Origin of the sequence: Haloarcula sp. CBA1129, from assembly GCF_008729015.1 — an archaeon.
In the GTDB taxonomy this organism is placed as follows: Archaea; Halobacteriota; Halobacteria; order Halobacteriales; family Haloarculaceae; genus Haloarcula.
This window is the reverse complement of record NZ_RKSM01000001.1, coordinates 367549-393582: the sequence shown is the minus strand read 5'-3', so window position 1 is coordinate 393582 and position 26034 is coordinate 367549. Positions and strand designations below refer to the sequence as shown.

At 63.5% G+C, this 26034-nt stretch carries 29 protein-coding genes; 22 read left to right on the top strand and 7 right to left on the bottom strand.

Features of this window, described 5'->3' with window-relative positions; translation table 11 throughout:
• Window positions 1-27 precede the first annotated feature (27 nt).
• Genes Har1129_RS01980 through Har1129_RS01960 form a run of 5 tightly spaced genes read left to right on the top strand, consistent with a single transcriptional unit; the run spans window position 28 to window position 5387 of the window.
• Entirely contained in the window at window positions 28-930 is a 903-nt protein-coding gene (locus tag Har1129_RS01980; protein ID WP_151099130.1) for an ABC transporter ATP-binding protein, read from the top strand.
• A complete protein-coding gene (locus Har1129_RS01975) occupies window positions 931-2934 on the top strand; it encodes an ABC transporter permease (RefSeq protein ID WP_151099129.1) in 2004 nt (667 codons plus the stop codon).
• The gene (locus Har1129_RS01970; protein WP_151099128.1) at window positions 2927-4015 is read left to right on the top strand and encodes an ABC transporter permease; all 1089 of its coding nucleotides are present in this window, start codon (window positions 2927-2929) and stop codon (window positions 4013-4015) included. The genes Har1129_RS01975 and Har1129_RS01970 overlap by 8 nt, the downstream gene beginning before the upstream one ends.
• Window positions 4016-4058: 43 nt before the next feature.
• The gene (locus Har1129_RS01965) at window positions 4059-5036 is read left to right on the top strand and encodes an aldo/keto reductase (RefSeq protein ID WP_151099127.1); all 978 of its coding nucleotides are present in this window, start codon (window positions 4059-4061) and stop codon (window positions 5034-5036) included.
• A gap of 57 nt (window positions 5037-5093) precedes the next feature.
• Window positions 5094-5387, top strand: coding sequence for a hypothetical protein (locus tag Har1129_RS01960; protein WP_151099126.1), 294 nt, complete (start codon window positions 5094-5096; stop codon window positions 5385-5387).
• Window positions 5388-5393: 6 nt separating this feature from the next.
• On the opposite strand, the gene Har1129_RS01955 is transcribed toward Har1129_RS01960, so the two are convergent.
• Entirely contained in the window at window positions 5394-5894 is a 501-nt protein-coding gene (locus tag Har1129_RS01955) for a macro domain-containing protein (RefSeq protein ID WP_151099125.1), read from the bottom strand.
• A gap of 118 nt (window positions 5895-6012) precedes the next feature.
• Here Har1129_RS01955 and Har1129_RS01950 point away from each other — a divergent pair, with 118 nt between their 5' ends.
• The 12 genes from Har1129_RS01950 to Har1129_RS01905 all read left to right on the top strand — a co-directional run bounded on the left by Har1129_RS01950 (window position 6013) and on the right by Har1129_RS01905 (window position 13639).
• Entirely contained in the window at window positions 6013-6717 is a 705-nt protein-coding gene (locus Har1129_RS01950; protein ID WP_151099124.1) for a YqjF family protein, read from the top strand.
• Between the two features lie 21 nt (window positions 6718-6738).
• Entirely contained in the window at window positions 6739-7413 is a 675-nt protein-coding gene (locus Har1129_RS01945) for a DUF2071 domain-containing protein (protein ID WP_151099123.1), read from the top strand.
• An 80-nt stretch (window positions 7414-7493) separates the two neighbouring features.
• Complete coding sequence (locus Har1129_RS01940; protein WP_151099122.1) at window positions 7494-8879, top strand: response regulator; 1386 nt, start codon at window positions 7494-7496, stop codon at window positions 8877-8879.
• Window positions 8880-8915: 36 nt separating this feature from the next.
• Complete coding sequence (locus Har1129_RS01935; RefSeq protein ID WP_151099121.1) at window positions 8916-9710, top strand: HAD-IIA family hydrolase; 795 nt, start codon at window positions 8916-8918, stop codon at window positions 9708-9710.
• A 66-nt stretch (window positions 9711-9776) separates the two neighbouring features.
• Window positions 9777-10367 carry a DJ-1/PfpI family protein gene (locus tag Har1129_RS01930; RefSeq protein WP_151099120.1) on the top strand — a complete coding sequence of 197 codons (591 nt, stop codon included), beginning with the start codon at window positions 9777-9779 and terminating at the stop codon, window positions 10365-10367.
• Between the two features lie 233 nt (window positions 10368-10600).
• Window positions 10601-10825 (top strand): zinc ribbon domain-containing protein, encoded by a 225-nt coding sequence (locus tag Har1129_RS01925; RefSeq protein ID WP_151099119.1) that lies wholly within the window; start codon window positions 10601-10603, stop codon window positions 10823-10825.
• A 2-nt stretch (window positions 10826-10827) separates the two neighbouring features.
• Window positions 10828-10998 (top strand): hypothetical protein, encoded by a 171-nt coding sequence (locus tag Har1129_RS20365; RefSeq protein ID WP_191906148.1) that lies wholly within the window; start codon window positions 10828-10830, stop codon window positions 10996-10998.
• 161 nt (window positions 10999-11159) lie between these two features.
• Window positions 11160-11408, top strand: a complete 249-nt coding sequence (locus Har1129_RS01920; protein WP_151099118.1) for an MTH865 family protein — start codon at window positions 11160-11162, stop codon at window positions 11406-11408.
• A 126-nt stretch (window positions 11409-11534) separates the two neighbouring features.
• Window positions 11535-11684: a hypothetical protein gene (locus Har1129_RS20360; RefSeq protein WP_191906149.1), complete on the top strand. Its 150-nt coding sequence runs from the start codon at window positions 11535-11537 to the stop codon at window positions 11682-11684.
• 82 nt (window positions 11685-11766) lie between these two features.
• The gene (locus tag Har1129_RS01915; protein WP_023843205.1) at window positions 11767-12459 is read left to right on the top strand and encodes a metal-dependent transcriptional regulator; all 693 of its coding nucleotides are present in this window, start codon (window positions 11767-11769) and stop codon (window positions 12457-12459) included.
• On the top strand, window positions 12456-13163 hold the full coding sequence (locus tag Har1129_RS01910; RefSeq protein ID WP_151099117.1) for a TMEM165/GDT1 family protein: 708 nt from the start codon (window positions 12456-12458) through the stop codon (window positions 13161-13163). The genes Har1129_RS01915 and Har1129_RS01910 overlap by 4 nt, the downstream gene beginning before the upstream one ends.
• Before the next feature lie 77 nt (window positions 13164-13240).
• Window positions 13241-13639, top strand: a complete 399-nt coding sequence (locus Har1129_RS01905; RefSeq protein WP_151099116.1) for a hypothetical protein — start codon at window positions 13241-13243, stop codon at window positions 13637-13639.
• A gap of 76 nt (window positions 13640-13715) precedes the next feature.
• On the opposite strand, the gene Har1129_RS01900 is transcribed toward Har1129_RS01905, so the two are convergent.
• Genes Har1129_RS01900 through Har1129_RS01890 form a run of 3 tightly spaced genes read right to left on the bottom strand, consistent with a single transcriptional unit; the run spans window position 13716 to window position 16578 of the window.
• The gene (locus Har1129_RS01900) at window positions 13716-14690 is read right to left on the bottom strand and encodes a metal ABC transporter permease (protein ID WP_151099115.1); all 975 of its coding nucleotides are present in this window, start codon (window positions 14688-14690) and stop codon (window positions 13716-13718) included.
• On the bottom strand, window positions 14687-15493 hold the full coding sequence (locus Har1129_RS01895) for a metal ABC transporter ATP-binding protein (RefSeq protein WP_370455374.1): 807 nt from the start codon (window positions 15491-15493) through the stop codon (window positions 14687-14689). The genes Har1129_RS01900 and Har1129_RS01895 overlap by 4 nt, the downstream gene beginning before the upstream one ends.
• On the bottom strand, window positions 15493-16578 hold the full coding sequence (locus Har1129_RS01890; RefSeq protein ID WP_151099114.1) for a metal ABC transporter substrate-binding protein: 1086 nt from the start codon (window positions 16576-16578) through the stop codon (window positions 15493-15495). The genes Har1129_RS01895 and Har1129_RS01890 overlap by 1 nt, the downstream gene beginning before the upstream one ends.
• A 154-nt stretch (window positions 16579-16732) precedes the next feature.
• On the opposite strand from Har1129_RS01890, the gene Har1129_RS01885 reads away from it, so the two are divergent.
• The 3 genes from Har1129_RS01885 to Har1129_RS01875 all read left to right on the top strand — a co-directional run bounded on the left by Har1129_RS01885 (window position 16733) and on the right by Har1129_RS01875 (window position 21866).
• Entirely contained in the window at window positions 16733-17323 is a 591-nt protein-coding gene (locus Har1129_RS01885; protein WP_151099113.1) for a winged helix-turn-helix transcriptional regulator, read from the top strand.
• Window positions 17324-17452: 129 nt separating this feature from the next.
• Window positions 17453-20059 carry a heavy metal translocating P-type ATPase gene (locus Har1129_RS01880; RefSeq protein WP_151099112.1) on the top strand — a complete coding sequence of 869 codons (2607 nt, stop codon included), beginning with the start codon at window positions 17453-17455 and terminating at the stop codon, window positions 20057-20059.
• Window positions 20060-20111: 52 nt separating this feature from the next.
• Window positions 20112-21866, top strand: a complete 1755-nt coding sequence (locus Har1129_RS01875; RefSeq protein WP_151099111.1) for an AarF/ABC1/UbiB kinase family protein — start codon at window positions 20112-20114, stop codon at window positions 21864-21866.
• A gap of 9 nt (window positions 21867-21875) precedes the next feature.
• On the opposite strand, the gene Har1129_RS01870 is transcribed toward Har1129_RS01875, so the two are convergent.
• Window positions 21876-23402, bottom strand: a complete 1527-nt coding sequence (locus Har1129_RS01870; protein ID WP_151099110.1) for a cryptochrome/photolyase family protein — start codon at window positions 23400-23402, stop codon at window positions 21876-21878.
• 169 nt (window positions 23403-23571) lie between these two features.
• Here Har1129_RS01870 and Har1129_RS01865 point away from each other — a divergent pair, with 169 nt between their 5' ends.
• Entirely contained in the window at window positions 23572-24147 is a 576-nt protein-coding gene (locus Har1129_RS01865; protein ID WP_151099109.1) for a halocyanin domain-containing protein, read from the top strand.
• Window positions 24148-24170: 23 nt separating this feature from the next.
• Here Har1129_RS01865 and Har1129_RS01860 read toward each other — a convergent pair whose 3' ends face one another.
• Window positions 24171-24473, bottom strand: coding sequence for a hypothetical protein (locus tag Har1129_RS01860; protein ID WP_151099108.1), 303 nt, complete (start codon window positions 24471-24473; stop codon window positions 24171-24173).
• On the bottom strand, window positions 24470-24832 hold the full coding sequence (locus Har1129_RS01855; protein ID WP_151099107.1) for a helix-turn-helix domain-containing protein: 363 nt from the start codon (window positions 24830-24832) through the stop codon (window positions 24470-24472). The genes Har1129_RS01860 and Har1129_RS01855 overlap by 4 nt, the downstream gene beginning before the upstream one ends.
• Before the next feature lie 320 nt (window positions 24833-25152).
• Between Har1129_RS01855 and Har1129_RS01850 the strand changes: the two genes are divergently transcribed.
• Window positions 25153-26022, top strand: coding sequence for a halocyanin domain-containing protein (locus tag Har1129_RS01850; protein ID WP_225307717.1), 870 nt, complete (start codon window positions 25153-25155; stop codon window positions 26020-26022).
• The last annotated feature ends 12 nt before the right edge of the window (window positions 26023-26034 follow it).

Below are 26034 nucleotides of genomic sequence, written 5' to 3'. Positions count from 1 at the left end.
GTTGGTTCACTCACAACCAATCGGCAGATGATTGACGCCCGGGATATTCGGAAGGAGTACGGCGGTTTCGTCGCTGTACAGGGCAGTTCGTTTTCAGTCGACCGCGGCGAGGTGTTCGGAATTATCGGGCCAAACGGGGCCGGCAAAACGACGACGCTGAAGATGCTCGCGGGCCTGCTGGAGCCGACGAGCGGCTCCGCCGAGATAGCGGGGCTCGATACCGAGACCGCGGAGATGCGCCAGCAACTGGGCTTTCTCCCCGAGGAGTCGCCGCTGTACGAGGAGATGACACCGATATCTTATCTGAAATTCTTCGCCGACCTCTACGACGTTGACCCGGACGTGGCCGAGGAGCGGATGCACGACACGCTTGACGAACTCGAACTCGAACACCGCGACCGGAAGCTCGGGGATATGTCCAAGGGGATGAAACGGAAGGTCGCCATCGCCCGCTCGCTCATCAACGACCCCGACGTGCTCATCTACGACGAGCCGGCGTCGGGGCTGGACCCACTGACGACGAACTACGTCATCGAGTTCACCGAGCAGTTGGCGAAGGAAGGCAAGACCATCGTCTTCTCGGCGCATAACCTCTTTCACGTCGAGTCCATCTGTGACCGGGTCGTCATCATGAACGAAGGCGAAATCGTCGCCCGCGGCGATCTCGAGGAACTTCAGGCCGAGTACGGCCACACGCGGTATCACGTCTATACGACCGTCGACGTGCCCGACGCCGTGCAGGAGAACGAGTCGTACAAGCGGGTCGTCGAGAGCATGGACGCCGTCGAAGCGACGCGCGAACAGGCAGAAGCAAACGGCGGAGAGGTAGTCGACATACGAACAGAGGAGTCCAGTCTGGAGGAGGTGTTCCTCAACGTCGCAGAGGCCGGGACCCGCGGCACGCGGTACGTCGAGGAGGACGCGGAGTAGATGCAACTGGAAACACTCCTTCGCGTCGCAAAGTGGGAGGTGACGAAAAACGCCGGCGGCGTGGACAAACGGACCGTCGTCGTGATGGGACTGTCCCTCGTTGCGATGGGCGCGGTCGCCGCGATAGCCGTCAGTGGCGGCGCTGGTGCGGGCATGGACGACGGCATCTACCGGATTGGTGTTGACGAGGGCAGCCCCTACTACGGCGTCGCGGCCGATGATCGGACCTTCGATATCCGTGAGCCGGACCCCGCCGCTATCGAGCGACGCCAACAGGAACTCCTGTATCGAGGAATACGACTCCAGAACGTCCCACAGACAGCCAAGGAGCGGGCCGCGCTCACCGAACTCCGCGACAGCACGGCGCAGTACAACGACCGGACTCTCGCTCGGGACGACAACGGGACCGCCGCGTTCCCGGTGTCCGTGACACTTGTCTACGAGCAACAGTCGGGGAGCAGCCAGCTTGACCCACGAGATGAGGGACCCGACGGCGGCTCAGGCACTGACGGGAGTGGGTCGGGAACTACCGACGAGGGTTCTGATGGCGGCGACAGCAGCAACGCGGACGGAGCTGACGGTGACGGCAGTGCGGACACTGACGGAAGTGGCTCAGAAACGACAGACGGTGGTTCTGACCGTGGTGACGGTAGTCACACAGACAGGGCTGCTGGCGACGATGGTACAGACACGAGCAGTATTGATGGGTCGGCGACGAGCGGCGGTGACGGAACCGCCGGCGGCAGCGGCGCGAACTTAGGCGCTATCGGCGCGCGGTTGACCGGCGACGTGCAAGGCGGCACTCCCTCCGATATCTCGCCGCCGTTCCCCTTCGAGTCGCTCGTGCTCGCCTTCCTCTACATCGTGCCGATGAACTTCGTCATTCAGGCCTACGGCTCGTCGATGCTCTCCGAACGGCTGAACCGCCGGGGGGAGCTCCTGCTGGTGACACCGGCCTCGCGGGGCGACATCATCGGCGGAAAGACACTCCCGTACTTCGTCGGTGCTGTCGGCGTGGCGACGCTCATCACCGGCGCGCTACGGTTCGGAAACATCGCGCCGGCGGGGAGCTACGTCGCAGTGCTGGCGGTGGTCCCGCTCGTCGTCCTCTTCCTCTCGGCGACGTTCTGCGGGGCGATGTTCGCCCGCTCGTTCAAGGAACTCACCTTCGTTACGGTGACCATAACGGTGACGCTGACGTCCTACGCGTTCGTGCCGGCGATCTTCACCGACGTAACACCGATTGCACTCATCTCGCCGCTGACGCTGGTCGTGCTCGACCTGACCGGGCAGTCGGTCGGCCTCTCGTCGTTCGTGTTCTCGGTGACGCCGCCCCTTTTGACCGGACTGGTGCTGTTCGGTCTGGGCGCGGGCCTGTACCGGGAAGAGGACATGTTCACCCAGCGACCGATTCCGCTGAAGGTGCTCGACGCGCTGGCCGGCGGTATCAACTCCCGCCGGAGCGCGCTGAAGATGAGCGTCGTCCTGTTGCCGCTTGTCATCGTCGCGGAACTGGCAGCCATCGCGTTCCTGTTCGTCCTCGACTCGGTGTCGCTGAACGTCTTCGGGACGAACCAGTCGCTCGGTATCGTGCTAGTGCTCGGGGTCATCGTCGTCATCGAGGAACTGGCAAAGAGCCTGCACGTCTATGCCGGCTACGAGCACGCCCGCTACGAGCGGACGCTTCGGTCGGCGCTCGGCGTCGGTGCGCTCTCCGGACTCGGCTTTTTCATCGGAGAGAAAGGTCTGCTTATCGCTAGGCTGTCCGACTTAGAGAGCCTCCCAATTGGCGAGGCGGCGCTGCAGGGCGCAACCCTGCCGACCGGCCTGCCGCTGTGGGTTGCGGGGCTGCTGTTCCTGCTCCCGCTGGCTCTGCACACGGTAACCGCGGCCATCTCGTCGGTGGGTGCGAGCCGCGGACGCCGGGCCTATCTCGTCGGATTGGGGCTGGCTATCGTCATTCACTTCGCCTACAACTTCGCGGTGGTGAGCACCCTTGTCTGAAGACCGCCCCTTCTGGCGCGACCCGCGGGTGGTCGTGGCCCGGCGGGACATCCGGTCGCTGTCCCGCGAGAAGACCATCGTGCTGGCGCTGCTCATTCAGCTGTTCGTCGCGGGGTTCTCCTCCTTTCTCGTCGTCGGCCTCACGTCGCTGTACGACCCCGGCTCGGTCGCGGCCGGCGAGGTGGAGATGGCCGTCACCGGCGACGCCCGCGAGGAGTTGGAGGCTGCGGCCGCCGAACAGGACGGGACCAGCGTCACTACCTTCGAGAACGAAGCAGCCGCACAGCGGGCGTTCGACCAGCGCCGGGTAGACGCGATACTGCGCGGCCAGTACGTACCGTCGACGCGCGGACCGGGAGAGCAAATACAGGTCACCGCCGTCGTCCCCGAGGGGAGCATCCGGTCGACGCTCATCGTCGTCGAGGTGCGACGAGTCCTCAGTGCGCTGGAGCGACAGGAGCGACTGGAGCGGACGCCGTATCTCGACCAGCCGCCCGTGCCGCTCCCGTTTACCGTCAGCGCGAGCCAGTACTTCGGGTTCACCTACACCATCCTGATTCCGCTGCTGCTGTTCCTCCCGCCCTTTATCAGCGGCTCGGTGGCCGTCGACACCGTCACCGAGGAGATCGAACGCGGCACGATGGAACTGCTGCGCGTCGCCCCGGTGTCGCTGCTCGACATCATCGACGGCAAGGCCCTCGGGATGGTGTTGCTCGCCCCCGCACAGGTGCTGCTGTGGCTCGGACTGCTGTCCACGAACGGCATCGCCGTCTCGAACCCGGCAGCGATTCTGCTGTTCATCACCGCAGTTACCGTCGTCGTCGTGACGCTCGGCGTTGTGCTGGGCATCTCCCTCCAGAACCGCCGCCCAGCGCAGTTGCTGTTCTCCGTGCTCACGCTCGTGCTGTTCGGGGGAGCGGTTCTCCTCCCGGAGCATCCGGCGACGACGGTCGCGAAACTCGCGGTCGACAGCCCGACGCTGCTGACCTACGGCCACGTCGGCGGAGCAGTCGTGGTGGCGATTGCGGGCTACGCCGCGGCGAGGCTGTACATCGGTCGGGTCGCAGCGGAAGCCCTGTAGTCCACGCCGAACCTTTTTCGCCAGTGCGAACGCGAACCCGAGCATGGAGTACACGACACTCGGGTCGACTGGCATGGAGGTCAGCCGGCTCTGTCTGGGCTGTATGAGCTTCGGAACCTCGGAGTGGCGCGACTGGGTGCTCGACGAGGACGAGAGCCGCGAGGTGATCGAACGGGCTATCGACCTCGGCATCAACTTCTTCGATACGGCCAATATGTACTCGATGGGCGAGTCCGAGCGCGTCCTCGGGACCGCTCTTGACGATTATGACCGAGACAGTCAGGTCGTGGCGACGAAGGGCTACTTCCAGATGGACGAGGACAACCCCAACTCCGGGGGACTCTCGCGGAAAGCCATCGGACAGGAACTGTCGAACTCGCTGTCCCGGCTCGGGATGGACACCGTCGATCTCTACCAGATTCACCGCTGGGATTACGACACGCCCATCGAACAGACGCTCGGGGCGCTGGATGATGCAGTGCGGCGCGGACAGGCGCGCTACGTCGGCGCGTCCTCGATGTGGACACACCAGTTCGCCGACGCGCTGCGGACGAGCGAGCGCGAAGGGCTGGAGCGGTTCGAGACGATGCAGAACCACTACAACCTGCTGTACCGCGAGGAGGAGCGCGAGATGCTGCCCCTGTGTGAGAAAGAGAACGTCGGCGTCATTCCGTGGAGTCCGCTCGCCCGGGGCTATCTCACCCGCCCGCACGAGGAGGTCGAGGAGACGGTGCGGGGCGAGACGGACGACTACGCTCGTGAACACCCCTATTACGAGGGCAACGGTCGCGAGGTCAACGAGCGCGTACAGGAACTGGCCGATGAATACGACGCCTCGATGGCACAGATCGCGCTGGCATGGGTGCTCGATAAGGAATGGGTCGACGCACCGATTATCGGGACGAGTAGCCTCGAACACCTCGAAGAAGCAGTTGCGGCGCTCGAAATCGATCTCTCAGACAGCGATGTAGAGTGGCTGGAAGACCCCTACGAGCCAGTTCGGGTGTCAGGTCACGAGTAAGCCGCCGAAACGGTTAACACGCTGTATGATGAATCGCTAGGTTGAGGAAAGGTAACAATGACCAATGCTCGGGGGCCGAGCAGCGAGACACTCGAAGAAACGACGGGCGGTGACGCCTGCGTCTGCCCGGTAGGCAACGCGGTCGAACACTACATGACCGGGATACTGGGCCTCATCGCGACGCTCATCGTCGGTGCACAGGCCTATCCGTGGCTACAGTCAGTCGCCGATACCACATCGTACCTCGGGTCGACGTGGCTGGTGTTTAGCTTCGCCGCGATATGGCTCGTTTGCTGGATCGCGCTGGAAGTCGCTTGGGAGTGGCGTGCCGGGCGTGTACATCTACTGTAGCGGGGGTCAGCCGCGAACCTCGGCCGCGATTCGTTGTATTTTCGTGAAGTCGTCGTCGGAGTAGGCGATGAGTCGCACGTCTCTCAGGGAGTCGGACTGGTACTCGTCGATGACGGCACAGATGATTCCGATACCCTCCTCAAAGTCGAATCCAGCGATACCACAGCCGATGGCTGGAAGGACCAGCGACTCACAGTCCAGCGCGTCCGCTTCCGACAGTGTGTTCCGGGTTGCGGTACGGATGCTCTCGGCGGTTGACTGCCCACCCGGTGGCATCGCGGCGGCGTGGATGACATACTCGGCGTCGAGGTCGTAGGCGTCGGTCGTGGCGACGCCGCCGAGGTCGACCGGCCCTTTCGCGACGGCTTCGTCGTTCAGCCCAGACCCAGCGGCGCGCTTGAGTGCCCCGGCGACGCCGGAGCCCATCCGCAGACTCGTGTTCGCCGCGTTGACCAGTGCGTCCGCCGACTGTGCAGCGATGTCGCCCTGGATTACCTCGAACTCCATGTGCGATGCTGGGATCGGAACGGGCAAAGTTCTAGCGCCGAAGCGGCCGGCGTGACCTCTGGTGACTGTCACCGCGCCCCACGACAGGCAGAAACCTGTCTGCCCCCTACGCACAGATATGGACCTGCTGACCATGACGTGGCGGGACGTGGGGTTCATGCACTGGCCAGTCGAGCCCGACATCGTCCGGCCGACGCTGCCGGACGGGGTCGACGTCGACACGTACGACGGGCAGGCGTGGCTCAGCGTGGTCCCGTTCCAGATGGCGGACATCAGGCCGCGAGGCAGCCCCATCGGGCGGTCCTTCGGCGAACTGAATCTCCGGACCTACGTGGTCGCCGACGGGACGCCCGGGGTGTACTTCTACAACCTCGATGCCGACGACCGCCTCAGCGTTACGCTTGCTCGGCGGCTGTTCCAGTTGTCGTACTATCAGGCGTCGATGCAGGTCCGGACCGACGGCGACAGCGTCGAATTTCGGAGCCGCCGGACCAGTTCGCGCGCACCACCGGCGGATTTCCATGCCACCTACGAGCCGGTCGAGGCACCGTCGACACCCGAGCCGGGCTCGGTGGAGTCGTTTCTGGTGGAGCGGTACCGCTTCTACGCTGCGAGCGACGACGGGACCGTGTATTACGCCGACATCAGCCACGAACCGTGGCCGCTACAGCCGGGCCGGGCCGACATCCGGTCAAACGGGCTGTTCGCCGCGTCGGGCTTTGACAGGCCCGACGGCGAGCCACTCGTCCACTACTGCGCCGAAATCCCAGTGACTGCGGGGCGACTCCACCGTCTTGAGGGTGTCCCCCAGTACACTGATTAGCGTGTCGGCCTCAGTACCAGTGTGGTCGCCCTCCGTCCGCTGCAGGTCACGCTCGACGACATCTGCTTCTGTCACTGGCCGGTCTCCGAGGCAGCGGTGCAGGCGGCAGTCCCCGACTGGCTGGCCGTCGAGACGGCCGACGGCGACGTCTGGGTGTCGGCCGTCGCGGCGACCGTCGACCGCGTCGAGACGTTCGGTATCGAGATCGCCGGGCCGTCGGAGTTGCTCACCGTTCGGACCTACGTCCGCGGGCCGACCGGACAGCGCGGCGTCTGCGTACTAGCGCTGTTCGGCGATAACAGGCGAACAGCGACAGCAGTCTCGGAGCTGTTTCGCATCTCGGTGGGTGACGCTACTCCGGGGACGCTCCCGACAGCTGACCGCCGCCGGGTCCTCGATGCCGGCGACCGACGGTTGTTCGAGTGTCGGTACACAGTTGAGGGTGACCCGGTGGCGATTCCGCCGGACTCGCTGGCCTCGTTTCTCGTCGACCGACAGCGGTACTTCACGACCGGTCGCTTCGGAACGCGCCTCGTCGGCAGCGTCGGTCACGACCCGTGGCAACTCGACCGCGTCGACGCCACTGTGACCGGGTCTGTATCCTCATTGGTTGACACGTCTGGCGGTGAGTCAGAGCCGCTAGTCCATCACAGTCCTGAACTTCGAGTTTCGATTGCGCCGCCGGTACCGCTCTAGCCGGGACCAGCGAGTGAGCTAGCTCCCTTGAAATATAAGTACGGACAGACCGTTGGGGGGATAAGGACCCTGCCGCCCATATGACATCTGAAAGTAATATACGAACGCTTGTTGTTGACGACAGCGATTTTTTCGCGGAGATGACCGCTGATACGCTCACGCAACAACACGGCATCGAGTCCGTTGCTGCAAACAGCGCGATGGAAGCGCTAGAACGACTCGACGGGGGCGGGTTCGACTGCGTCGTCAGTGACTACGAAATGCCTGAGATGGACGGGCTGGAGCTACTCGAAGAGATCAGGGAGACAAACCCCTCTATCCCGTTCATTCTGCTGACCGGGCGGGGGGACGAAGAGACGGCCAGCGCGGCTATCGCGGCGGGCGTCGCCGACTACCTCCTGAAGCTCGAAGTCGTCGAAGACAAGCAGTACGGTCGGCTTGCAAACCGGATCGAGAATGTCGTGTCACAGGAGCGCACCCGCAAGAAGTTCGAGTCGCTTGTCTCGGACTCACCGGACGGTATCATCCATCTGACGACTGGCGGGACCATCCTCTCAGCGAACCCCTCGATGGCACGCAGACTGGGTGCCGACCCCGACGTGCTCGTCGGACAGCAACTGAGCGACGTGATGGACAGCGAGGCGGCCAGCCAGCGTCTCGAAGCCGGGAAAAGCGCCGTCGAAAACGGTACTGCGACACGGTCCGAGGACGCCGTCGGGGGACGACATTACCACAACCAGTATATCCCCGTCGACAGCCACCGCAAGGCGGATACCTTTCAGTTGGTCTCACGCGACATCACGGAACGGGTCGAACGCCAGCGCGAACTGGAGCGTCAGAACGAGCGACTGGAGGAGTTCGCCAGTGTCGTTAGCCACGACCTGCGGAACCCGTTGAACGTCGCGCAGGGCGCTATCGACCTGCTCTCGGAGCCCGCCGATAGCGAGGAGGCCGAACTAGTCGCCAAAATCGACCGGTCACTGGACCGGATGGGCTCTATCATCGAAGATGTACTCGCACTGGCGCGGCAAGGACAGACTGTCAGTGACCCACAGGAGACGGAGCTCTCGACGCTGGCGTCGACTGCGTGGACTTGGATCGAGGCGGAACAGGCATCCATGTCGGTCGAGTCGAGCACGGACCTCGCCGCCGACAGCGGGCGCGTGCAGGACCTGCTGGCGAACCTGTTCCGGAACGCCATCGAACACAACGACGGCGACGTCGAGATCGAGGTCGGCCTGCTAGAGTCAGACGACGGCTTCTACATCGCGGACGACGGCGAGGGTGTCGAGGGTGACGCTGACGACGTGTTCGAGATGGGCTATTCCTCGACGCAGGACGGGACCGGGTTCGGTCTTGCTATCGTCGAACAGGTGGCTGAGGCCCATGGCTGGGAAGTGTCGCTGACCGATAGTGACAGCGGCGGGGCGCGCTTTGAGGTAACAGGCGTCGAGCTACACGACTGAGACGGACTTTTCACTGCCGGGTTCAGAGTGGTGGTAATGACAGTAGCGGGGGCTATCATCGATCTCGATGGAACCGTGTACCACGGAGACACGCTGTTGCCGGGCGCGGCGTCAGCAATCGACGTGTTCAGGGAACGTGGTCTGGGAATCTGCTTTTTCTCGAACAACCCGATCCACGACGGGAGCGAGTACGTCGAGCGATTGCGGGGAATGGGCGTCGACGCCCGCGAGGGTGAGGCCTGTTCCTCCGGCGTCGTCACCCGTGAGTACCTCAACGGGACCCACGCGGGAGACAGCGTGTTCGTCATCGGAAGCGACCAGCTCAGTGCTCTGGTCGAGGGGACAGAGGCACACTTGGCCGAGGACCCCGCCGAGACCGACGTGTTACTGGCCTCATGGACGGATGCCTTCCACTACCGCGATATGGTCGATGCACTCCGGGCTGTCGACAACGACACCGTCTTCCTCGGGACCGATCCGGACCGGACGTTCCCCGGCGAAGACGGCGACCCGGTCCCCGGTTCCGGGGCGATAATCAACGCCGTCGCCGGGGTCATCGAGCGCGACCCGGACCGAATACTCGGCAAGCCCTCAGAGATTGCTGTACAGGCGGCGCTGGAGCGACTGGACTGCGCACCGGCGGATTGTCTCATCGTCGGTGACCGGCTGGAGACGGACATCGCGATGGGCGAGCGTAACGGCATGACAACTGTTCTCGTTCGGACCGGCGTGTCCAACGAGCAGTCGCTGGAACGGAGCGCCGTGACGCCAGACTACGTCATCGATTCGTTGGCGGACATCGAGGAAGTGCTTGCGTCGCTCGACGTGTGACACGGAACTGGTAATTCACCTACGATTTTATTTCCGCGGCGACCGTAGCGCTCACTGGTGTTTCCAATGGGCAAAGACATCCTCATGATCGTCGGCGATTTCGGCGAAGACTACGAAATAATGGTGCCGTTTCAGGCGCTGCAGATGGTCGGCCACGAGGTCGACGCGGTATGTCCCGACAAAGAGGCCGAAGAGACGGTCAAAACAGCGATACACGACTTCCGTGGCGACCAGACCTACATGGAGTCCCGCGGCCACGACTTCGTCCTCAACGCGACGATGGCCGACGTGTCCCCGAGTGACTACGACGCGCTGTGTGTCCCGGGCGGTCGCGCTCCCGAGTATCTCCGGACGTACGACGAGGTCCTTGACGCGGTACGGCACTTCTTCGAGGAGGACAAACCCGTCGCAGCGCTGTGTCACGGCCCGCAGATCCTCGCCGCTGCCGACGTGCTGGACGGCTACGAGATGACATCGTACCCGGCCTGTCGCGCCGAGTGCGAGGCCGCCGGCTGCTCGTGGGTCGACGAGGTGGTCACCGACGGGAATCTCGTCACCGGGCAGGCTTGGCCCGACCATCCCGAGTGGCTCGCACAGTTCATGGTCCTACTGGGCGACGAGGTGTCCCACGGCGACCCGATTCCGGCCGACGACTGAGGCCATGCAGGTTTGTGGGATTCATAACAAACAAATAAGATGGGCGTTTCCCTCCGTTGAGGCGGGTGGGAACTGGCATAGTGCACCATTACGTTCGCCCGCCTCGTTTTCAACGTCCGTGAGACGTGACAGATAGTAATAGCTGACTGTGGTGAGCGGCGACCGTCAAGTGGCTACGCACATCTCACGGTGGCACCAGATTTGTTATGCTGGGGAGAGAACAACTGCGTGCAATGTCCTCCAACACGCATTCCACTGACGACCGCGGCTGTCCGAAATGCGGCCACACCGGCACCGACGTAGGTAACATCTCGACCACCGGCGGCGGCCTCTCGAAGATGTTCGACATCCAGACAAACCAGTTTCAGGTCGTCACATGCACGAACTGTGGCTACTCGGAGCTGTACCGGGACACCGGATCCGCGGGCAGTGACTTGGCAGACATCTTCCTCGGCTGACGATGCCCGCCGTAACCGGGCTGTTCGTCGTGGTCCTGTTGCTCGCACTGGCCGCACCGCTGGCTCTGTACGCGCTGGTCCGAAGCGAACACGACCAGCGCGTCGAGACGGACCGTGAGACGGCCGAGCGGTTGGCCCGGCGCGATACGGATGACGACAGCCGGGTTCGGTGAGCAACACGGGGCCGTCCCATCCATTGCAGGGCCGACTCGTTTGCAGACTGACACAGCGGCAGCAAGACCCAGTACCGCCGCAGACTCAGAATAAACTCCAAACAATTGGAAAGTGTACCGATGTCGAACCTTTTATGATAATTCTCGCACAACGTCCGATTATGGTTGACAAAGAAGATCTCCGCTCACAGTTCGTTGATGCGTTCGAGGAAGCAGACTATCCGATCTCCAGTCCGATGGACCTCGTTCCGGCACTTCCGGGCGGCCCGTCGACGAAGTTTGAGTCCGGCGACTTCTCGATGACGGCGATGGAACTGAACACGAAGCTCAACGGAGAGTTCCCATACGACAATGTCGACGATTTCGTCGACGACGTCATGACCTCGCTCGAAAATCAGGACCTTATCTGAGCGGGCCAACTGGTTCCCGGTCACATCACTGGTTTCGCGAGAGAACCCGTGACGAACTGGGCTGCTCCGTCGGGAAATACCCACCGTACCCTTGAACTTTATCAGGGCAACGTCCCTAGCCGGGGTATGGTCGGTCTGCCGGGGATTGAGACGCTGGTTCGGACGTTCGGACCGTTTCTCATCCCCGCAACGCTGTTCGTTCTGGGTGCCATCGGCTATCTGTTCCTGTGGCTGTTGACCCGGCACCGACGGGAAACGTACGCTGCGGACGAGTGACGGCGGCCGAGCGAATCTGGCCGGTCTCCACAACATTGTTGGAACCGCCAATCTTTTGGGTTAGATTCGTCTAATTTGGTGTATGCTGAGTGCCAAGATGGAGGATTATCTGAAGGCCATCTATCGCCTCGAGCGGGACGGCGACCCACCGATTGCGCCGTCTACTATCGCCGAGATGCTGGACGTTACGGCCCCGACGGTGACCAGTATGGTCGAGAAACTGGCCGACCGTGGGCTGGTCGAACGCGAGAAGTACAAGGGCGTGCGGACGACGCCGGAAGGCGAGACGGTGGCTCTGGAAATCATCCGCCACCACCGCTTGCTTGAGACGTTTCTCACCGAGCAGTTGGGGTACGACTGGGCCGAAGTCCACGAGGAAGCGGAAGTGCTCGAACACCACATCAGCGAGGAGTTCGAGCGCCGGGTCGCGGCCGTCCTCGACGAACCCGAGTTCGACCCCCACGGGGACCCGATTCCCAGCGACTCGCTGGACCCTATCGACGATGAGTCCGCGACGGCGCTGTCAGAACACAGCGAAGGTGGCCGACTCGAAGTTGCACGGGTCCGGGACCGGGACCCCGACGAACTCACGTATCTCTCCGACGCCGGCATCACACCGGGGACCGTGCTGACCATCGAGGAGGTCGCCCCCATCGGGATGGTGACGGTCCAGCTAGAGAGCGGGTCGTCAGTGTCGCTCCCGGACCACATCGCCGATGCGATTCAGGTCCGTGCACCGGATACGCAAGGTGAGGACGGAGTGAGTCAGGCGTGAGCGACGCGACGTGGCTGACAGTCGTGGCGATAGCGGCCGGTGCGCAGTTGGCGGTCCTCCCCGGCGAGAAGGTCCAATTCATCATCGCCGGTCTATCGACGCGGTTCAATCCGTTCCTCGTCGTCAGCGCAGCGGGGACGGCCTTTGCCGGCTGGACGGCACTAGAGATTTGGTTCGGCTCCGCAATCACGTCGGTACTGCCCGGTATCGTCCTCGAAAGCCTCACCGCCGGGATGTTCCTGCTGTTCGCGATACTACTGCTTCGCAGCGCCCCGGCGGCCGACGCAGAGCAACAGGAACCTGCGTCCGGCTTCACTACTGACGGCGGACAGCTAGACGTTCGCGTACCTATCGTCGACTGGCAGGTACCGAACAAGCTCGGCGGCTTCCTGCCCATCTTCGCGATGATGGCCTTCGGCGAGTTCGGCGACAAGACCCAACTCATTACGATTACGCTCGCCGCCCAGTACAGCGCCCACGCCAGCGCGATTTGGACCGGTGAGATGCTCGCCATCATCCCGGTGAGCCTCGCCAACGCCCTCTTTTTCCACCGCTTCGCTCATCGATTCAACCTCCGTAAGGCCCACTTCGTCGGCGCGGGGCTATTCCTGTTTTTTGCGGCGGATTTCGCCCTGAGTGTGACGATGGGCTTCTCGCTGTGGGAAACGATGGTCTCGGGTATTGCGGCGCAGATGAGTGCCTGAGAGAGTACTACACTGTACTGCCGGGCCGTCCTCGGCCGACAGAAGGCTTTTAGAGAACGGCTGAACAGTTCCGCGTGATGCCCTCCAGACGGACCGTCCTCACGGCAGGGACGCTCATCGCGCTCTCTGGCTGTGCAGCGCTCAGTGGTGCGAGCGCTCGGCTCGCCGGAGTACAGCTAACGAATACTGGATCGGCGACACACGAGTTCGAGTTCACGGTCACGGTCGACCGGGAGACGGTGTATGACGAGACACATACCGTTGCGGCCGAAGCGGACGGCACAACTGTGGAACTAGACGGTGCGCTTCCGGACAGACAGGGCAGGATAACGATAACGACGGCCATCGCTGGGACCGAGCTATCAGAGTCGACGACGTTCGACGACGACAGCTGCTACGACGTCATTGTCGAGTACACCGGTGACAACGTCGTCCACTGGCAGAGCGGGAGCAGCGACTGTGACGCATTCCGATGACTCGCTCGTAGGACACCGCGCTTAGTCACTTGTCGAGACGTTCAGTTGCGCCAGCGACACCAGTTGGGTTCGTACGTCAGTCCTGACTGATACTGTCGAGTTCCCGCGTCTCATCCGAAGCGGCTGTCTGCCGGAGTTTTCCGGCAAGCACTGAGAGAACGTAAATCCCTACCGCGACGAGGACGATGACGCCGCCGGCCGTCGCACCGGCGTAGTACGAGACGCCGATACCGAGCACCACGGCCAGTTCGGCCAGCACAATCGAGACCAACAGCGACTCCGAGAAGCTCCGGGACACCTGCGTCGCGCCGGCGACCGGGACGACGAGCATGGCCGCGACGAGGATGACGCCCATTATCTGCATCGCGCCGACGACGACGAGCGCCGTCAGCATCACCATGATCCGGTTGTACCACGCGACTGGCAGCCCGGAGACGGCGGCGGCAGTCTCATCGAACGTGACGTACAGCAGTTGGTTGCGGGTGAGCGCAACCGTGCCGACGATGACGCTGAACAGCCCGAGCATGATGACCGCGTTCTCGGCGGACACCGTCGAGAGGTTCCCGAAGAGGTACTGATTGATACCGACGGCCAGTCCGCCGGCGTTGAGGCTGATGAGGACCGTCCCCAGCGCGAACCCCGTCGAGAGGACGATAGCCATCGAGACGTCGTTGTAGGCGTCTGTCGCCTCGGAGATGAGTTCGATGAGCAGCGCCGCGATGACGGCCACGACGACGGCGGTCAGATACGGCGAGACGCCCAGTTCGAAGACGCCGTTGAGAAACAGCCCGACGGCGACGCCGGCGAAGGCCGTGTGGGCGAGGGCGTCGCCGATAAGTGCGAGCTGGCGGTGGACGAGGAAGGTCCCGATGAGCGGCGCGATGACGCCGACACACAGCCCGACGAGTATCGCCCGGTACATGAAGGTGTACTCGGGGCTGATGAGCTCCAGTCCAGTGAGGCGGTAGAGCTGGGTCAGGAGCCAGTACCACGCTTCGAGGACCGGAAGGAACGCCTCGTAGACGCCGCCGGCCGCGAACGCCACCGTCATCCGCCGCCTCCGGTCAGTGACTGCGCGCCCGTCCCGAACGCCCTAGCCAGCGCCGCGCTGTCGGTGAATGCCGCTGGCGGGCCGTCGAAATATATCTCCCCGTTCAGGCAGATAACGCGCTCCGCGTGTTCAGTGACGGCTTGGAGGTCGTGTTCGATGAGGAGGACAGTGATTCCGTCGGCGTGCAGCGAGTCGAGCAGTCCGTAGAAGGCGTCGACCGATTCGGTGTCCACGCCGACGGTCGGCTCGTCCAGAACGAGCAGGTCGGCCTCGCCAGCCAGCGCCCGTGCGATGAACGCCCGCTGGCGCTGCCCGCCCGAGAGCTGGGTGATGCGCCTGTCGGCGAAGGCCGTCATCCCGACCGTGTCGATGGCCTTATCGACGATGCGCCAGTCAGCCGCGGAGAGCCAGCCGAACCCGACGTGTGGGAACCGGCCCATCTTCACTACTTCGCGGACCGTTATCGGCATCTCCCGGCTCGTCCCGGCGCGCTGTGCGACGTAGCCGACTCTGGCCCCATCGTCGAACGCCGCCGCGTCGACGCCGAACAGCTCCGCAGTGCCCGCGTCCGGTTCTAGCAGTCCGAGCAGCAACTGCATGAGCGTCGATTTGCCGGAGCCGTTCGGCCCGACCACAGCAACGTATTCGCCGGCGTCGATGCTGACGCTGATATCTTCGACAACCGGCGTGGACGTGTACCCGAACGACACGTCGGTGAGCTCGACGACCGGCGAGTGGCTCCCGTTCGAATCGGCCGTTTCCTCGACGGTGTCACCCTGTAAGAGCGAACCCAGTGACGCCATCATTCGAAGTTCCGCCAAGCCTCGTTCCAGCCGTCGGGACCCGCGTCCTCGGGTGCCGTGTTGCCCAAGACGACCTCGAACGTCGGCATGTTAATCTGATAGGCGATCTCCTCGTAGCCCCAGCCGTTTGCCACCCACTCCTCGCGGACGCCGGCATAGGGTGTCACCGGGTAGTAGGCCTCGACCGGTGTCTCGGCGAGTAGCTGTTTCGCAGGCTTGCGCGTCTCGAACACGCCGGCCCCGATGTATCGGATGTCGTTGTCCTCGATGACCGCCTTCGCCTCGGTGATGTCCGACGGCTTCACGTCACCGCTGGCCGCGAGATTGACCACGAGCGGGCGCATCTTGACGCCGTAGCGCGAGCCGATGTACTGGAAGGCGTTGTGCGCCGCGAGCTGGACCACGCTCCGGTCGGCCCGGTCGAAGATATCAGCATAGTCCGCGTCGATACGGTCGAGGACGTCTGATTTGTACGTCTCGGCGTTGTTCCGGAGCGTGTCTTCGGCGTCCGGTGCGAGCGCGACCAGTCCCTCGGTGATGTTGTCGACCGACTGTTTTGCGCGCCGTGGGTCGAGCCAGAAATGGGGGTCTCTGGCTCTGTTCTGTCCGACGCCTTCCTCGTCGCGGTCGAGGCTCGCCGCCAGCGTTTCGAGTTCGATGCCTTCACGGACGTTGATGAGGTCGGTGTCCACGTCGTCGTCTTCGAGCGTCTGAATCGCCCGGTCAGCCCACGGCTGGAAGTCCGGACCGACGTGGATGAACGCGTCTGCGTCGATGATATCGCGCGTGATACCGGCGTCCGGTTCCCAGCCGTGGCCGTGCAGTCCGGTCGGAATGAGGTTCTTGACCGTTATCGGTGTCCCGCGTGCAATCTTGCGGGCGAAGTCGTAGAAACTGAAGAAGGACGCGACCGCGACCGGTCCGTCCGCGCCGCTGGCATTTTGGCTACTATTCGATGCTGCTTCCGTTCCGCCGCCGGTCAGACAACCGGCAAAGCCGGACGCAAGGACCCCCGCTCCGGCACTGAGTGCCTGCCTGCGGGTGAGCCCTCGCGACGGCTCGCCGTAGGATTCGGAATTCCTCATATATGAGTTGCTGTCGTAGAAGTATATAGTTGTTAGCATCTAAGATAAAGATTAGACTATTCTAATCAAGCGCGCTGCTCGGACCAAGTGCTTCTGACGAACCACAGACGCGAGCGGACACAACGCATAAACCGGCGCTGGAAGTTGGTCCGATATGCCCGGGCTTGACGACACTGACCACGAAATCCTCCGACTCTTACTCGAAGACGCTAGACGGCCCTACAGCGACATCGCCGAGCGAGTTGACCTCTCGGCCCCCGCAGTCTCCGACCGCGTCGACAGACTCGTCGAAATGGGACTGATACAGGGCTTTACCGTCGACGTCGACCGCTCACTGTTGCAGGCTGGCGTGCCGGTCCTGATCGAGATCGACGCGAAACCGGGTCGGGCCGCTGGTATCGCTACGGCGGTCAGTAACGCAGACGCCGTCGAGCGGGTCTATCGGACCGCCGGCGGGAAAGTGGTACTGGCGGCGACTATCGCCCAGTCCGATGCCAGCGAACTCCTCGCCGAACACGTCGACCTCGGGGATGTGGACCGTTACGAGGTCCAAATGATCGCGGACAGCGAGTGGACCGCTGGGTTGGGGGAAGCGGAGTTCGCACCTGACTGTGCGGAGTGTGGCAATAGCGTCGACGAGGAAGGCGAACAGCGCACGCTCGACGGTGAGCGGTACTACTTCTGCTGTGGCTCCTGTGCCGAGCGGTTCGTCGACCAGTACGAGTCGCTGAAAGACGGGGCCTGAACTGCGACCGGCACTTTGGATTACTGAGTTATCGGCAGTATGAGTTTAGATCAAGAGTCCAATCCCAGATCTCACCTTCGAATCGGAGGGACAAACCGCATGAACAAGGAGGACGTAGGATAAGACAACATGAGCAACCGAACCACCCGGCTCGAACTAACGGGGATGAGCTGTGCCAACTGCGCGGGCACGATTGAAGAGTCCGTTGGCGAGCTTGACGGGGTCGCGTCCGTCGACGCGAACTACGCCACTGACGAGGGAAGCGTCGAGTACGACCCCGACGTGGTGTCACTGGCCGAGATTATCACTGCCGTTCAGGACGCCGGCTACGGTGTGGCGACTGAGACAGTGACTATCGGCATCACCGACATGTCGTGTGCGAACTGCGCGGACACAAACGAAGAGGCGCTGGAAGGGACCGCGGGCGTCATCGAAGCCAGCGTGAACTACGCCACCGACGAGGCACAGGTCACGTACAATCCGGCCGACGTGTCGCGTTCGGACCTCTACGACGCTATCGATTCGGCCGGCTACACGCCCGTCCGAAACGATGACGCGGACGACGCTGACAGCGAGCAGTCCGACGCCGACCGCCGTGCCGCCGCACGCAACGAGGAGACGCGCCGACAGCTCCGGCTGACGCTGTTTGGCGCAGTGTTGTCGGCTCCACTCCTGCTGTTCATGGCCGACCACCTGTTCTCACTCGGTCTTATCCGGGATACGATTCTGGGAGTGCCACAGGGCTGGATTGCCTTCGCGCTGGCGACGCCGGTCCAGATTCTGCTGGGCAAGCCGTTCTACGAGAACTCCTACAAGGCGCTGGTCAACAACGGCCGGGCCAACATGGATGTGCTCATCGCGCTGGGGTCTTCCACGGCGTACGTCTACTCTGTGGCCGCGCTAGCCGGGCTCATCGCGAGCACCGGGCTGTACTTCGACACAGCCGCACTGATTCTCGTGTTCATCACCCTCGGGAACTACCTCGAAGCCCGCTCCAAGAGCCAAGCCGGGGCCGCCATCCAGCAACTGCTCGAAATGGAGGCCGATACGGCGACAGTCGTCCGCGACGACGGCAGCGAGGAAGAGATTCCCATCGATGAGGTCGGGGTCGGCGACCGGCTGAAAGTCCGACCCGGCGAGAAGATTCCGACGGACGGCGTCGTCGTTGACGGCGATTCGGCCATCGACGAATCGATGGTGACCGGCGAGTCCGTTCCGGTCGAGAAAGGCGAGGCCGACGAGGTCATCGGCTCGACAGTGAACCAGAACGGCGTCCTCGAAATCGAGGCGACGAAGGTCGGCTCGGAGACGGCCATCCAGCAGATCGCCGAACGGGTCCGGCAGGCTCAGTCCCGCCAGCCCGACATCCAGAACGTCGCCGACCGTATCTCGGCGTACTTTGTCCCGGCAGTCATCGGCAACGCCGTCCTCTGGGCGATGCTGTGGGCGGTTGCGCCGGAGACGCTGGCCACGGTTGTCGACGCGCTCCCACTGTGGGGACTGGCTGCGGGCGGCCCGGCCGGCGTCGGCGTGAGCGAGTTCGCTATCGTCGTCTTCGCCTCCGCCGTGCTCATCGCCTGTCCCTGCGCACTGGGGCTTGCGACGCCCGCCGCGACGATGGTCGGGACGGCCATCGGCGCGCGCAACGGCGTCCTGTTCAAGGGCGGCGACGTGCTCGAACGCGTTCACGAGGTCGACACCGTCGTCTTCGACAAGACGGGGACGCTGACGAAAGGCGAGATGGAGCTGACCGACGTAGAAGTGGTCGGCCCCGCCACCGACGGCGGGACGCTCCGACCCGAGAGCGAGGTTTCCGAGGAGTTCGTCCTCGAAGTCGCCGCCAGCGCTGAACACGCCAGCGAACACCCGCTTGCCGAAGCCATCGTCGCGGGCGCTCGCGAGCGCGGTATCGAGGTTGAAGACCCCGACGGATTCGAGAACGTCCCCGGACAGGGCGTGAAAGCGACGACGCGCCACGGTCGCGTCCTCGTCGGCAACCGGAAACTGCTGTCCGATGCCGGCGTCGACACCGCGCCGGCAGAGGAGCGGATGGACGCCCTCGAACGCGAGGGCAAGACGGCGATGCTGGTCGCGCTGGCTGACGGGGCCGACGAGGACAGCGACCCGGACTACCGTCTCATCGGCATCGTCGCCGACGCGGACACGGTCAAGGAGTCGGCAAAGGCCGCCGTCAGCGGCCTGCGCGAGCGCGGACTCGGCGTCTGGCTCATCACTGGCGACAACGGGCGGACCGCCCGCGCTGTCGCCGAGGAAGTCGGGATCGACCCCGACAACGTGATGGCCGACGTGCTGCCGGAAGACAAGGCCGACGCCGTCGACGAACTCCAGAGCGACGGCGACCAAGCGATGATGGTCGGCGACGGCGTCAACGACGCGCCCGCGCTGGCGGCTGCGAGCGTCGGCTGTGCCATCGGCTCGGGGACCGACGTAGCAATCGAGGCCGGTGACGTGACCCTGCTCCGAGACGACCCCGCCGACGTGGTGAAGGCTATCCGGATCTCCGAGGCGACGCTCCGGAAGATCAAGCAGAACCTCTTCTGGGCGCTTGGCTACAACACCGTGATGATTCCGCTGGCCTCGCTGGGACTCCTCCAGCCGGTGCTCGCTGCCGTCGCAATGGCTGCCTCATCCGTGTCCGTGCTCGCAAACAGCCTCGTCTTCCGCCAGTACACCCCGGACTCGGAGTATCGCTTGCTCGGCTTCCTCCGGCGCTGAGTGGGCACCGTCTCCAGCAGACTCATTTGTCGCCGGGCCTCACATACGAACAGTGACTGCTGAGGAGCGTGTCGCCGAGGAGCCGCCGAGGGAGACAGTGTCACAGCCGGGCGGTGTCGGCGTTCGGCTCCGAGCGCTCTGGCGAGCGCTCATCATCGTCTGGCAGTTCGTCCCCCTGCTCTGGCAGTGGGGTCGGGACCGGAAGCGGTTCCTCCTGTTCGGTCGGTCCCGGTCGGTGGCACCCGAAACGCGGACACGGCGCGCTCGCTACCTGAAGAATACGTTCGTCGACCTCGGCCCGGCGTTCATCAAACTCGGCCAGATGCTGTCGACCCGGCCTGATGCCCTGCCGCGGGCGTACGTCGACGTGCTCTCGGAGCTACAGGACAACGTCCCGCCGGACGCGTGGGCGACCATCGAGCCCGTTATCGAGCGTGAGTTGGGCGACGACATCGACACGCTGTTCGAGGACTTCGACACCACAGCTATCTCCGGGGCCTCGCTGGGTCAAGTGTACGAGGCGCGAATCGACGGCCAGCGGGTCGCCGTGAAAGTGCTTCGACCCAACATCAGGACGCGTGTCGAGTCAGACCTGCGCGTGCTATCGACGTTGCTGCCGGTACTCACCTACGGTGCGGACCCGGGGCAGGCGTTTACGCTTGAGAACCTCACCGAGGAGTTCGCGGCAACGGTCCGCCGGGAGATGGACTACGGGCACGAGGCACGGATGCTCCGGGAGATCGGCGACAACTTCGCAAACGACGACGACATCGCCATTCCGGATGTCGTTGCGAGCCACTCGACGGACCGTATACTGACGATGACGTATCTCGACGGCGTGAAAATCGACGACGTGGAGCGGCTGGACGAACTCGGGATCGACCGCCCGGCACTCGTTCGCCGACTCGAAGAAGTGTACATCCAGATGATTGTCGAGGACGGCTGCTTCCACGCCGACCCCCATCCCGGCAATCTGGCGGTCCAGCCCGACGGGACGCTCGTCTTCTACGATTTCGGGATGACCGGCTACCTCGGTCCCCGGACGCAGGACCAACTGCTTGAGTTCTACGTCGGACTGGCGACCGACGACGTGGACCGCGTGATGGACGCCTTCGTCGAGATGGGCGCACTGGACCCGATGGCCGACCGAGACGTGATGCGGGAGGCCTTCGACATCGTCATCGAGCAGTTCCGCGGCGAAGACATCAGCGAGTACCGCATCGAGCAACTGGTCGGCCAGTTCGAGACGCAACTGTACGAGTTCCCGATGCGCCTCCCACAGGACCTTGCGCTGGTGGTCCGCGTGACGACGGTACTTGAGGGTGTCTGTCGAACGCTCGACCCCGAGTTCGACTTCATCGAAATCATTTCGGAATACGTCATGGAGCAGGGGGCTGGCGACGACGTTCGAGAACGAGTGAAAGCGGAGATACAGGACGCAGTGACGGGTTCGACCCGGTCAGTGGTACGGACAGCACCGAAGCTAGAGGACGCACTTGACAGGGTCGAACGCGAAGAACTCCTTGTCAAGACCGTCCTCGAAGACTCCGACGGGCTGAGCCGAGTGCTCGCCAAGCGGCTCCTGCTCGGCATCGTCGCCAGTGCCGGGGTACCGGTGAGTGCGTACCTCTACACCGTGAACGGACTCCAGCCCGCCGGGCTCGCGCTGGGCGGGAGCGCGGCAGTACTCGGGATTCTCGCGTGGTCGTTCCGCCGACGCCGCGGGCCGGCGCTGTCGACGCCACAGTTCACCCGCCACGAGATGCACCAGCGGCAAGCGGCCGATGCAACAGAGGGTGAGGAGTAGCCGGCGGCCTCACAGCTCACCGGTGTCCGCTAGCTCTCGTATCTCCTCGGCTCGTTCGCGTATCTCTGCCAGTTCCTCGTCGCTCTTGTTGTCGACGTGGCTGTACATCAGCCCCATGCGGTGATTCGACCGGAGCGTGTCCTCGTTGCGATCTAGGAAGTCCCAGTACAGCGCGTTGAACGGACAGGCCCCGTCGCCGGTCGTCTTCGTCTTGTAGTACGGACAGCCCGAGCAGTAGTCGCTCATCTTGTCGACGTAGTTCGCCGACGAGGCGTAGGGCTTGGTGGCGAACACGCCTGCGCCGTACAGGCCCATTTCGACGACGTTCGGTGTCGTCACCCAGTGGAAGGCGTCGACGTAGCCGGCGTGGAACCACCGATTGAGCTGGGCCGGTTCGACGCCGTAGATGAGCCCGAAATTCGCGAGAAGCATCAGCCGCTCGATGTGGTGTGAGTACCCTCGTTCCCGGACCCCATCGACCACGTCGGAGAGACAGGCCATGTCGGTGTCACCGTCCCAGTAGAAGTCCGGTAGGGGCTCGCTCGCGCCGAGTTGGTTCGCTTCGGCTAGATCCGGCATCTCCCGGCGGTAGACGTGCCGGAGGAACTCGCGCCAGCCAAGCACCTGCCGGACGAACCCCTCGACGCTGTTCAGCGGCGCGTCGCCGTCCTCGTAAGCGGCAATAGCGCGCTCGATGACTTCATCGGGACCGAGGAGTCCCAGATTGAGCGACGTGGAAAGCAGGCTGTGACTCATCGCCCACTCTCCATCCAGCATCGCGTCCTGAAAGGGGCCGAACTCTGTTAGTCGGTTCGTAACGAAGTGGTCCAGGGCGCGGACGGCCTGTCGACGGGAGACGGGCCAGTGGAACGGTTCGGGGTCGGCCCAGTCGCCGCCGTACGGTCGCTCGTCGTAGCTACCCTCGAACGTTTCCTCGACCCACTCGATTACGTCCTCGGTTACGGTGTCTGGCTCGAAGCGCGGTGACTCCGGTGGCGTCCAGCCGTCCGGTGGGGTCTCCCGGTTCTGATCGTCATAGTTCCACTCGCCGCCGACGGGGTCTCCGTCGGACATCAGGTAGCCCGTTTCCCGGCGCATGAATCGGTAGAAGTCCTCGTGGCGGTAGCGCCCCTCTCCGACCCACCCGTCGAACTGCGATTGTGAGCAGAGAAAGCGCTCGTCGGCGACGAACTCTATCGTTCCGCCAGCATCGGCCACCAGCGATTCGAGCCGCGCCTGTGCGGACTCGGTCTGTGGCCGGTGGGTGACGAGCGTGTCGTCCGGGTTGGCCTCGAAGTGTGCCGCCAGCCCGTCTTCGAAAGTGTCTGTCTGGTGGTACCGGACCCTCCGACCGTCGGTCCGGAGTTCGTCCCGGAAATGCCGCATCGCGCTGAACAGCAGTATCAGCTTGTGTGGATGGTACGGCAGTTTGCGGGCGAACGACTCCGCTTCTATCAGGAGCACCGCTTCCTCAGGCCGCCGGGCGACTGGGCCGGCCCGTCGGAGGAGGTGGTCGCCGCGAATCCATACAGTCATCTGCGAACGGACACTCCCATTGCTATATTATAACCCCGTAGCCGCATCAATTCCCATCCGAACTGTGTTGGTACCGTGACGCCGTTGGGCGGTACAAACCTCAATTATTGTTCCCGCCTAAACGACAGAAACGACTGCCTTATAAGTTCCCAGTCATAACTCTAGCTGCATGACAGACGACCTCGACAGGCGGACGTTCATCCGCACGACGGCAGCCGTATCAGGCGCTGGACTCCTTGCTGGCTGTGGCGGGTCCGGCGGCGATGGCGGCGATGGCGGTAGTGGCGAAACGGAAGCCACCGAAGCAGAAGAAATGGCGACCACTGAAGCCGAGGAAATGGAGGCCACCGAGGGCAGCGGTAGCAGTGACATGGAAACCGTCGAAGCGTCGAGCGAGGTTTCGGACTACGTCGGCGAGTCGTCTAATTTCGACGGAAACACGGTCGTGATGACGGATCAGGACGAGGTTTCCGTTGCAGTCGGAGCCGAAGGGAACGGCGGCGCGTTTGCCTTCGCCCCGGCCGCGGTAAAAGTCTCGACCGGAACGACGGTCGTCTGGGAGTGGACCGGCAACGGGGCCGGCCACAACGTCAAATCCGAAGGCGACGGCCCGCTCGACTCGGGCTCGGCCGTCACAGCGGAAGGGACCACCTACGAGTACACGTTCGAAGAAGCCGGCACCTACCTCTACAACTGTGTGCCACACGCCGCCTTAGGCATGAAAGGCGCAGTCGTCGTCGAATAACGCAACAGGTAGCAGTCGGGTTTTTATCGTGTTACCAGCGCGGAGCGACTAGTAACGTACAGCGAATACGCGATGACCGCGAAGCCGACCGCGGTGAGTGCGTTCTCGAAGATCAGTGCAGCGTTGGTACTCAGGCCGAACAGCTGGTCCGCGACGCCGGCGATGAGCGATCCGACAGTAATGGTTCCGAATCCGACGGCGAGATACGTGAGTCCGGTCGCTCTCGTTTTCAGCGCCGCACGAGCAGCGAAGTAGGTGATAAGCCCGCCAAGCAACACTGTCACAGTCTTGAAGCCGATAACGATGAGTGGGATGTCTCCGTTCATAGTTCCTCACTGACGCGTGACCACAGGAGTGCGAGCCGGTCACTTGGCCGCTCCTCGGCCGGCAGAATATCGGCCTCAAAAGCCCCGTCGGCGTCGATCCCGACGAACACCCCGCCACAGTCCCGGACGTACGCCGTCGCGTGATGCCCGTCAGCACGCACCTCCGTCTCCTCGGCGACCAGTTCGGCCTCGCTCAACTGTTCGAGCTTCCGATAGGTGCTGGTCTGTGGCAGGTCACAGGCCGCGGCGACCTCTTTGGCTGGCAACGGCTCGTCGAGTACCCTGAGTATGTCGCGACAGTCAGGGTCGGAGAGAGCGTCAAGCAGCGCCTGTGTCTCGCTCGCGTCGTTGTGTGCCACGGAGGGGAGTTCTCTCAGGGGGCAGTCGGAAGCGTTTCTGTGGCCGATTCGATTTCGATATGACGGCGCAGCGATGTGAATCCTGTGGGATACTGCGACACCGGTGTCCTGCGAGGCCTCGGTAGCAGCTCCCACCCAGTGTCGTGAATATAAAACACCCTCAGATAAAGGGCGACCGTTTGTTTCCAGAATCTGGAAAGAGGACATTCCCTTTTCTATCATCGAATGGCAACAACTAGCTTGCTATGCAACGGCCCTCCACTCGCAGACAGTTTCTCGCAGGCACAGGATTGACGGCCCTCGCCCTTACCGCCGGGTGTGTGTCCTCGGGGAGTAGTTCGGAACCAGCGGCGGCTACCGGAACCGGAACTGAGACCACCACCGAGACCGAGACCACCACCGAGACCGAAACTGCGACGCCTGAACAGACACCCGAGTCTCTTGATGACTGGCTTGAGGACGCCAACGGCTACGACGGCGAGCCCCGCCAGTACGGCCCGGCCGAACAGCCGACAATCATGGTCGGCGAGGAGACCGACGACGGGCTGGCGTTCGATCCGCCGGTCATCGAAATATCACCCATGACGAACGTCCGCTGGGACTGGACCGGTCACGGCGGCCAGCAGAACGTCGTCGCGCTCGACGGGACCTTCGATAGCGGCCGGACCAACGCCCAGCAGGGGACCGGCTACCACTACATCTTCGACGAGGTCGGCGAGTACCCCTACGTCTCCGAACCCCACCGCGATGAGGGCATGAAAGGCGCGGTCATCGTCCGGGAGCAACAGTCCTCGGGCTACCCCGCCGTTGACAACTGGCTCGCGTCGACGGGCAACTTCGATGGGACTGTCACCGACCGGGCCGACAGCGACGAGGTCACCGTCCTCGTCGGCGCAGAGGGCAACGGCGGGACATACGCCTTCGGCCCGCCCGCCCTGAAAGTCTCGACCGGAACGACCGTCGTCTGGGACTGGGTCGATGGCGCCGGCCCGCACAATGTCGTCTCGACCGACGGCGGGAAGGGCGGTTCGGACAGCGTCGTTTCGACCGACGGAAGCCCGCTCGACTCGGAACTCGTCGCTGACGGGGATAACACGTACGAACACACCTTCGAGGAGACAGGGGTGCAACTGTACACCTGCCAGCCACACCGAGGGCTCGGGATGAACGGCGCCGTTATCGTGGAATAGCCCGCAGAAGTC

Coding starts and splice junctions, on each gene's coding strand:
- Har1129_RS01980 (WP_151099130.1), top strand. CDS start 28: ATGATTGACGCCCGGGATATTCGGAAGGAGTACGGCGGTTTCGTCGCT.
- Har1129_RS01975 (WP_151099129.1), top strand. CDS start 931: ATGCAACTGGAAACACTCCTTCGCGTCGCAAAGTGGGAGGTGACGAAA.
- Har1129_RS01965 (WP_151099127.1), top strand. CDS start 4,059: ATGGAGTACACGACACTCGGGTCGACTGGCATGGAGGTCAGCCGGCTC.
- Har1129_RS01960 (WP_151099126.1), top strand. CDS start 5,094: ATGACCAATGCTCGGGGGCCGAGCAGCGAGACACTCGAAGAAACGACG.
- Har1129_RS01955 (WP_151099125.1), bottom strand. CDS start 5,894: ATGGAGTTCGAGGTAATCCAGGGCGACATCGCTGCACAGTCGGCGGAC.
- Har1129_RS01950 (WP_151099124.1), top strand. CDS start 6,013: ATGGACCTGCTGACCATGACGTGGCGGGACGTGGGGTTCATGCACTGG.
- Har1129_RS01940 (WP_151099122.1), top strand. CDS start 7,494: ATGACATCTGAAAGTAATATACGAACGCTTGTTGTTGACGACAGCGAT.
- Har1129_RS01935 (WP_151099121.1), top strand. CDS start 8,916: ATGACAGTAGCGGGGGCTATCATCGATCTCGATGGAACCGTGTACCAC.
- Har1129_RS01930 (WP_151099120.1), top strand. CDS start 9,777: ATGGGCAAAGACATCCTCATGATCGTCGGCGATTTCGGCGAAGACTAC.
- Har1129_RS01925 (WP_151099119.1), top strand. CDS start 10,601: ATGTCCTCCAACACGCATTCCACTGACGACCGCGGCTGTCCGAAATGC.
- Har1129_RS20365 (WP_191906148.1), top strand. CDS start 10,828: ATGCCCGCCGTAACCGGGCTGTTCGTCGTGGTCCTGTTGCTCGCACTG.
- Har1129_RS01920 (WP_151099118.1), top strand. CDS start 11,160: ATGGTTGACAAAGAAGATCTCCGCTCACAGTTCGTTGATGCGTTCGAG.
- Har1129_RS20360 (WP_191906149.1), top strand. CDS start 11,535: ATGGTCGGTCTGCCGGGGATTGAGACGCTGGTTCGGACGTTCGGACCG.
- Har1129_RS01915 (WP_023843205.1), top strand. CDS start 11,767: ATGCTGAGTGCCAAGATGGAGGATTATCTGAAGGCCATCTATCGCCTC.
- Har1129_RS01905 (WP_151099116.1), top strand. CDS start 13,241: ATGCCCTCCAGACGGACCGTCCTCACGGCAGGGACGCTCATCGCGCTC.
- Har1129_RS01900 (WP_151099115.1), bottom strand. CDS start 14,690: ATGACGGTGGCGTTCGCGGCCGGCGGCGTCTACGAGGCGTTCCTTCCG.
- Har1129_RS01895 (WP_370455374.1), bottom strand. CDS start 15,493: ATGGCGTCACTGGGTTCGCTCTTACAGGGTGACACCGTCGAGGAAACG.
- Har1129_RS01890 (WP_151099114.1), bottom strand. CDS start 16,578: ATGAGGAATTCCGAATCCTACGGCGAGCCGTCGCGAGGGCTCACCCGC.
- Har1129_RS01885 (WP_151099113.1), top strand. CDS start 16,733: ATGCCCGGGCTTGACGACACTGACCACGAAATCCTCCGACTCTTACTC.
- Har1129_RS01880 (WP_151099112.1), top strand. CDS start 17,453: ATGAGCAACCGAACCACCCGGCTCGAACTAACGGGGATGAGCTGTGCC.
- Har1129_RS01870 (WP_151099110.1), bottom strand. CDS start 23,402: ATGACTGTATGGATTCGCGGCGACCACCTCCTCCGACGGGCCGGCCCA.
- Har1129_RS01865 (WP_151099109.1), top strand. CDS start 23,572: ATGACAGACGACCTCGACAGGCGGACGTTCATCCGCACGACGGCAGCC.
- Har1129_RS01860 (WP_151099108.1), bottom strand. CDS start 24,473: ATGAACGGAGACATCCCACTCATCGTTATCGGCTTCAAGACTGTGACA.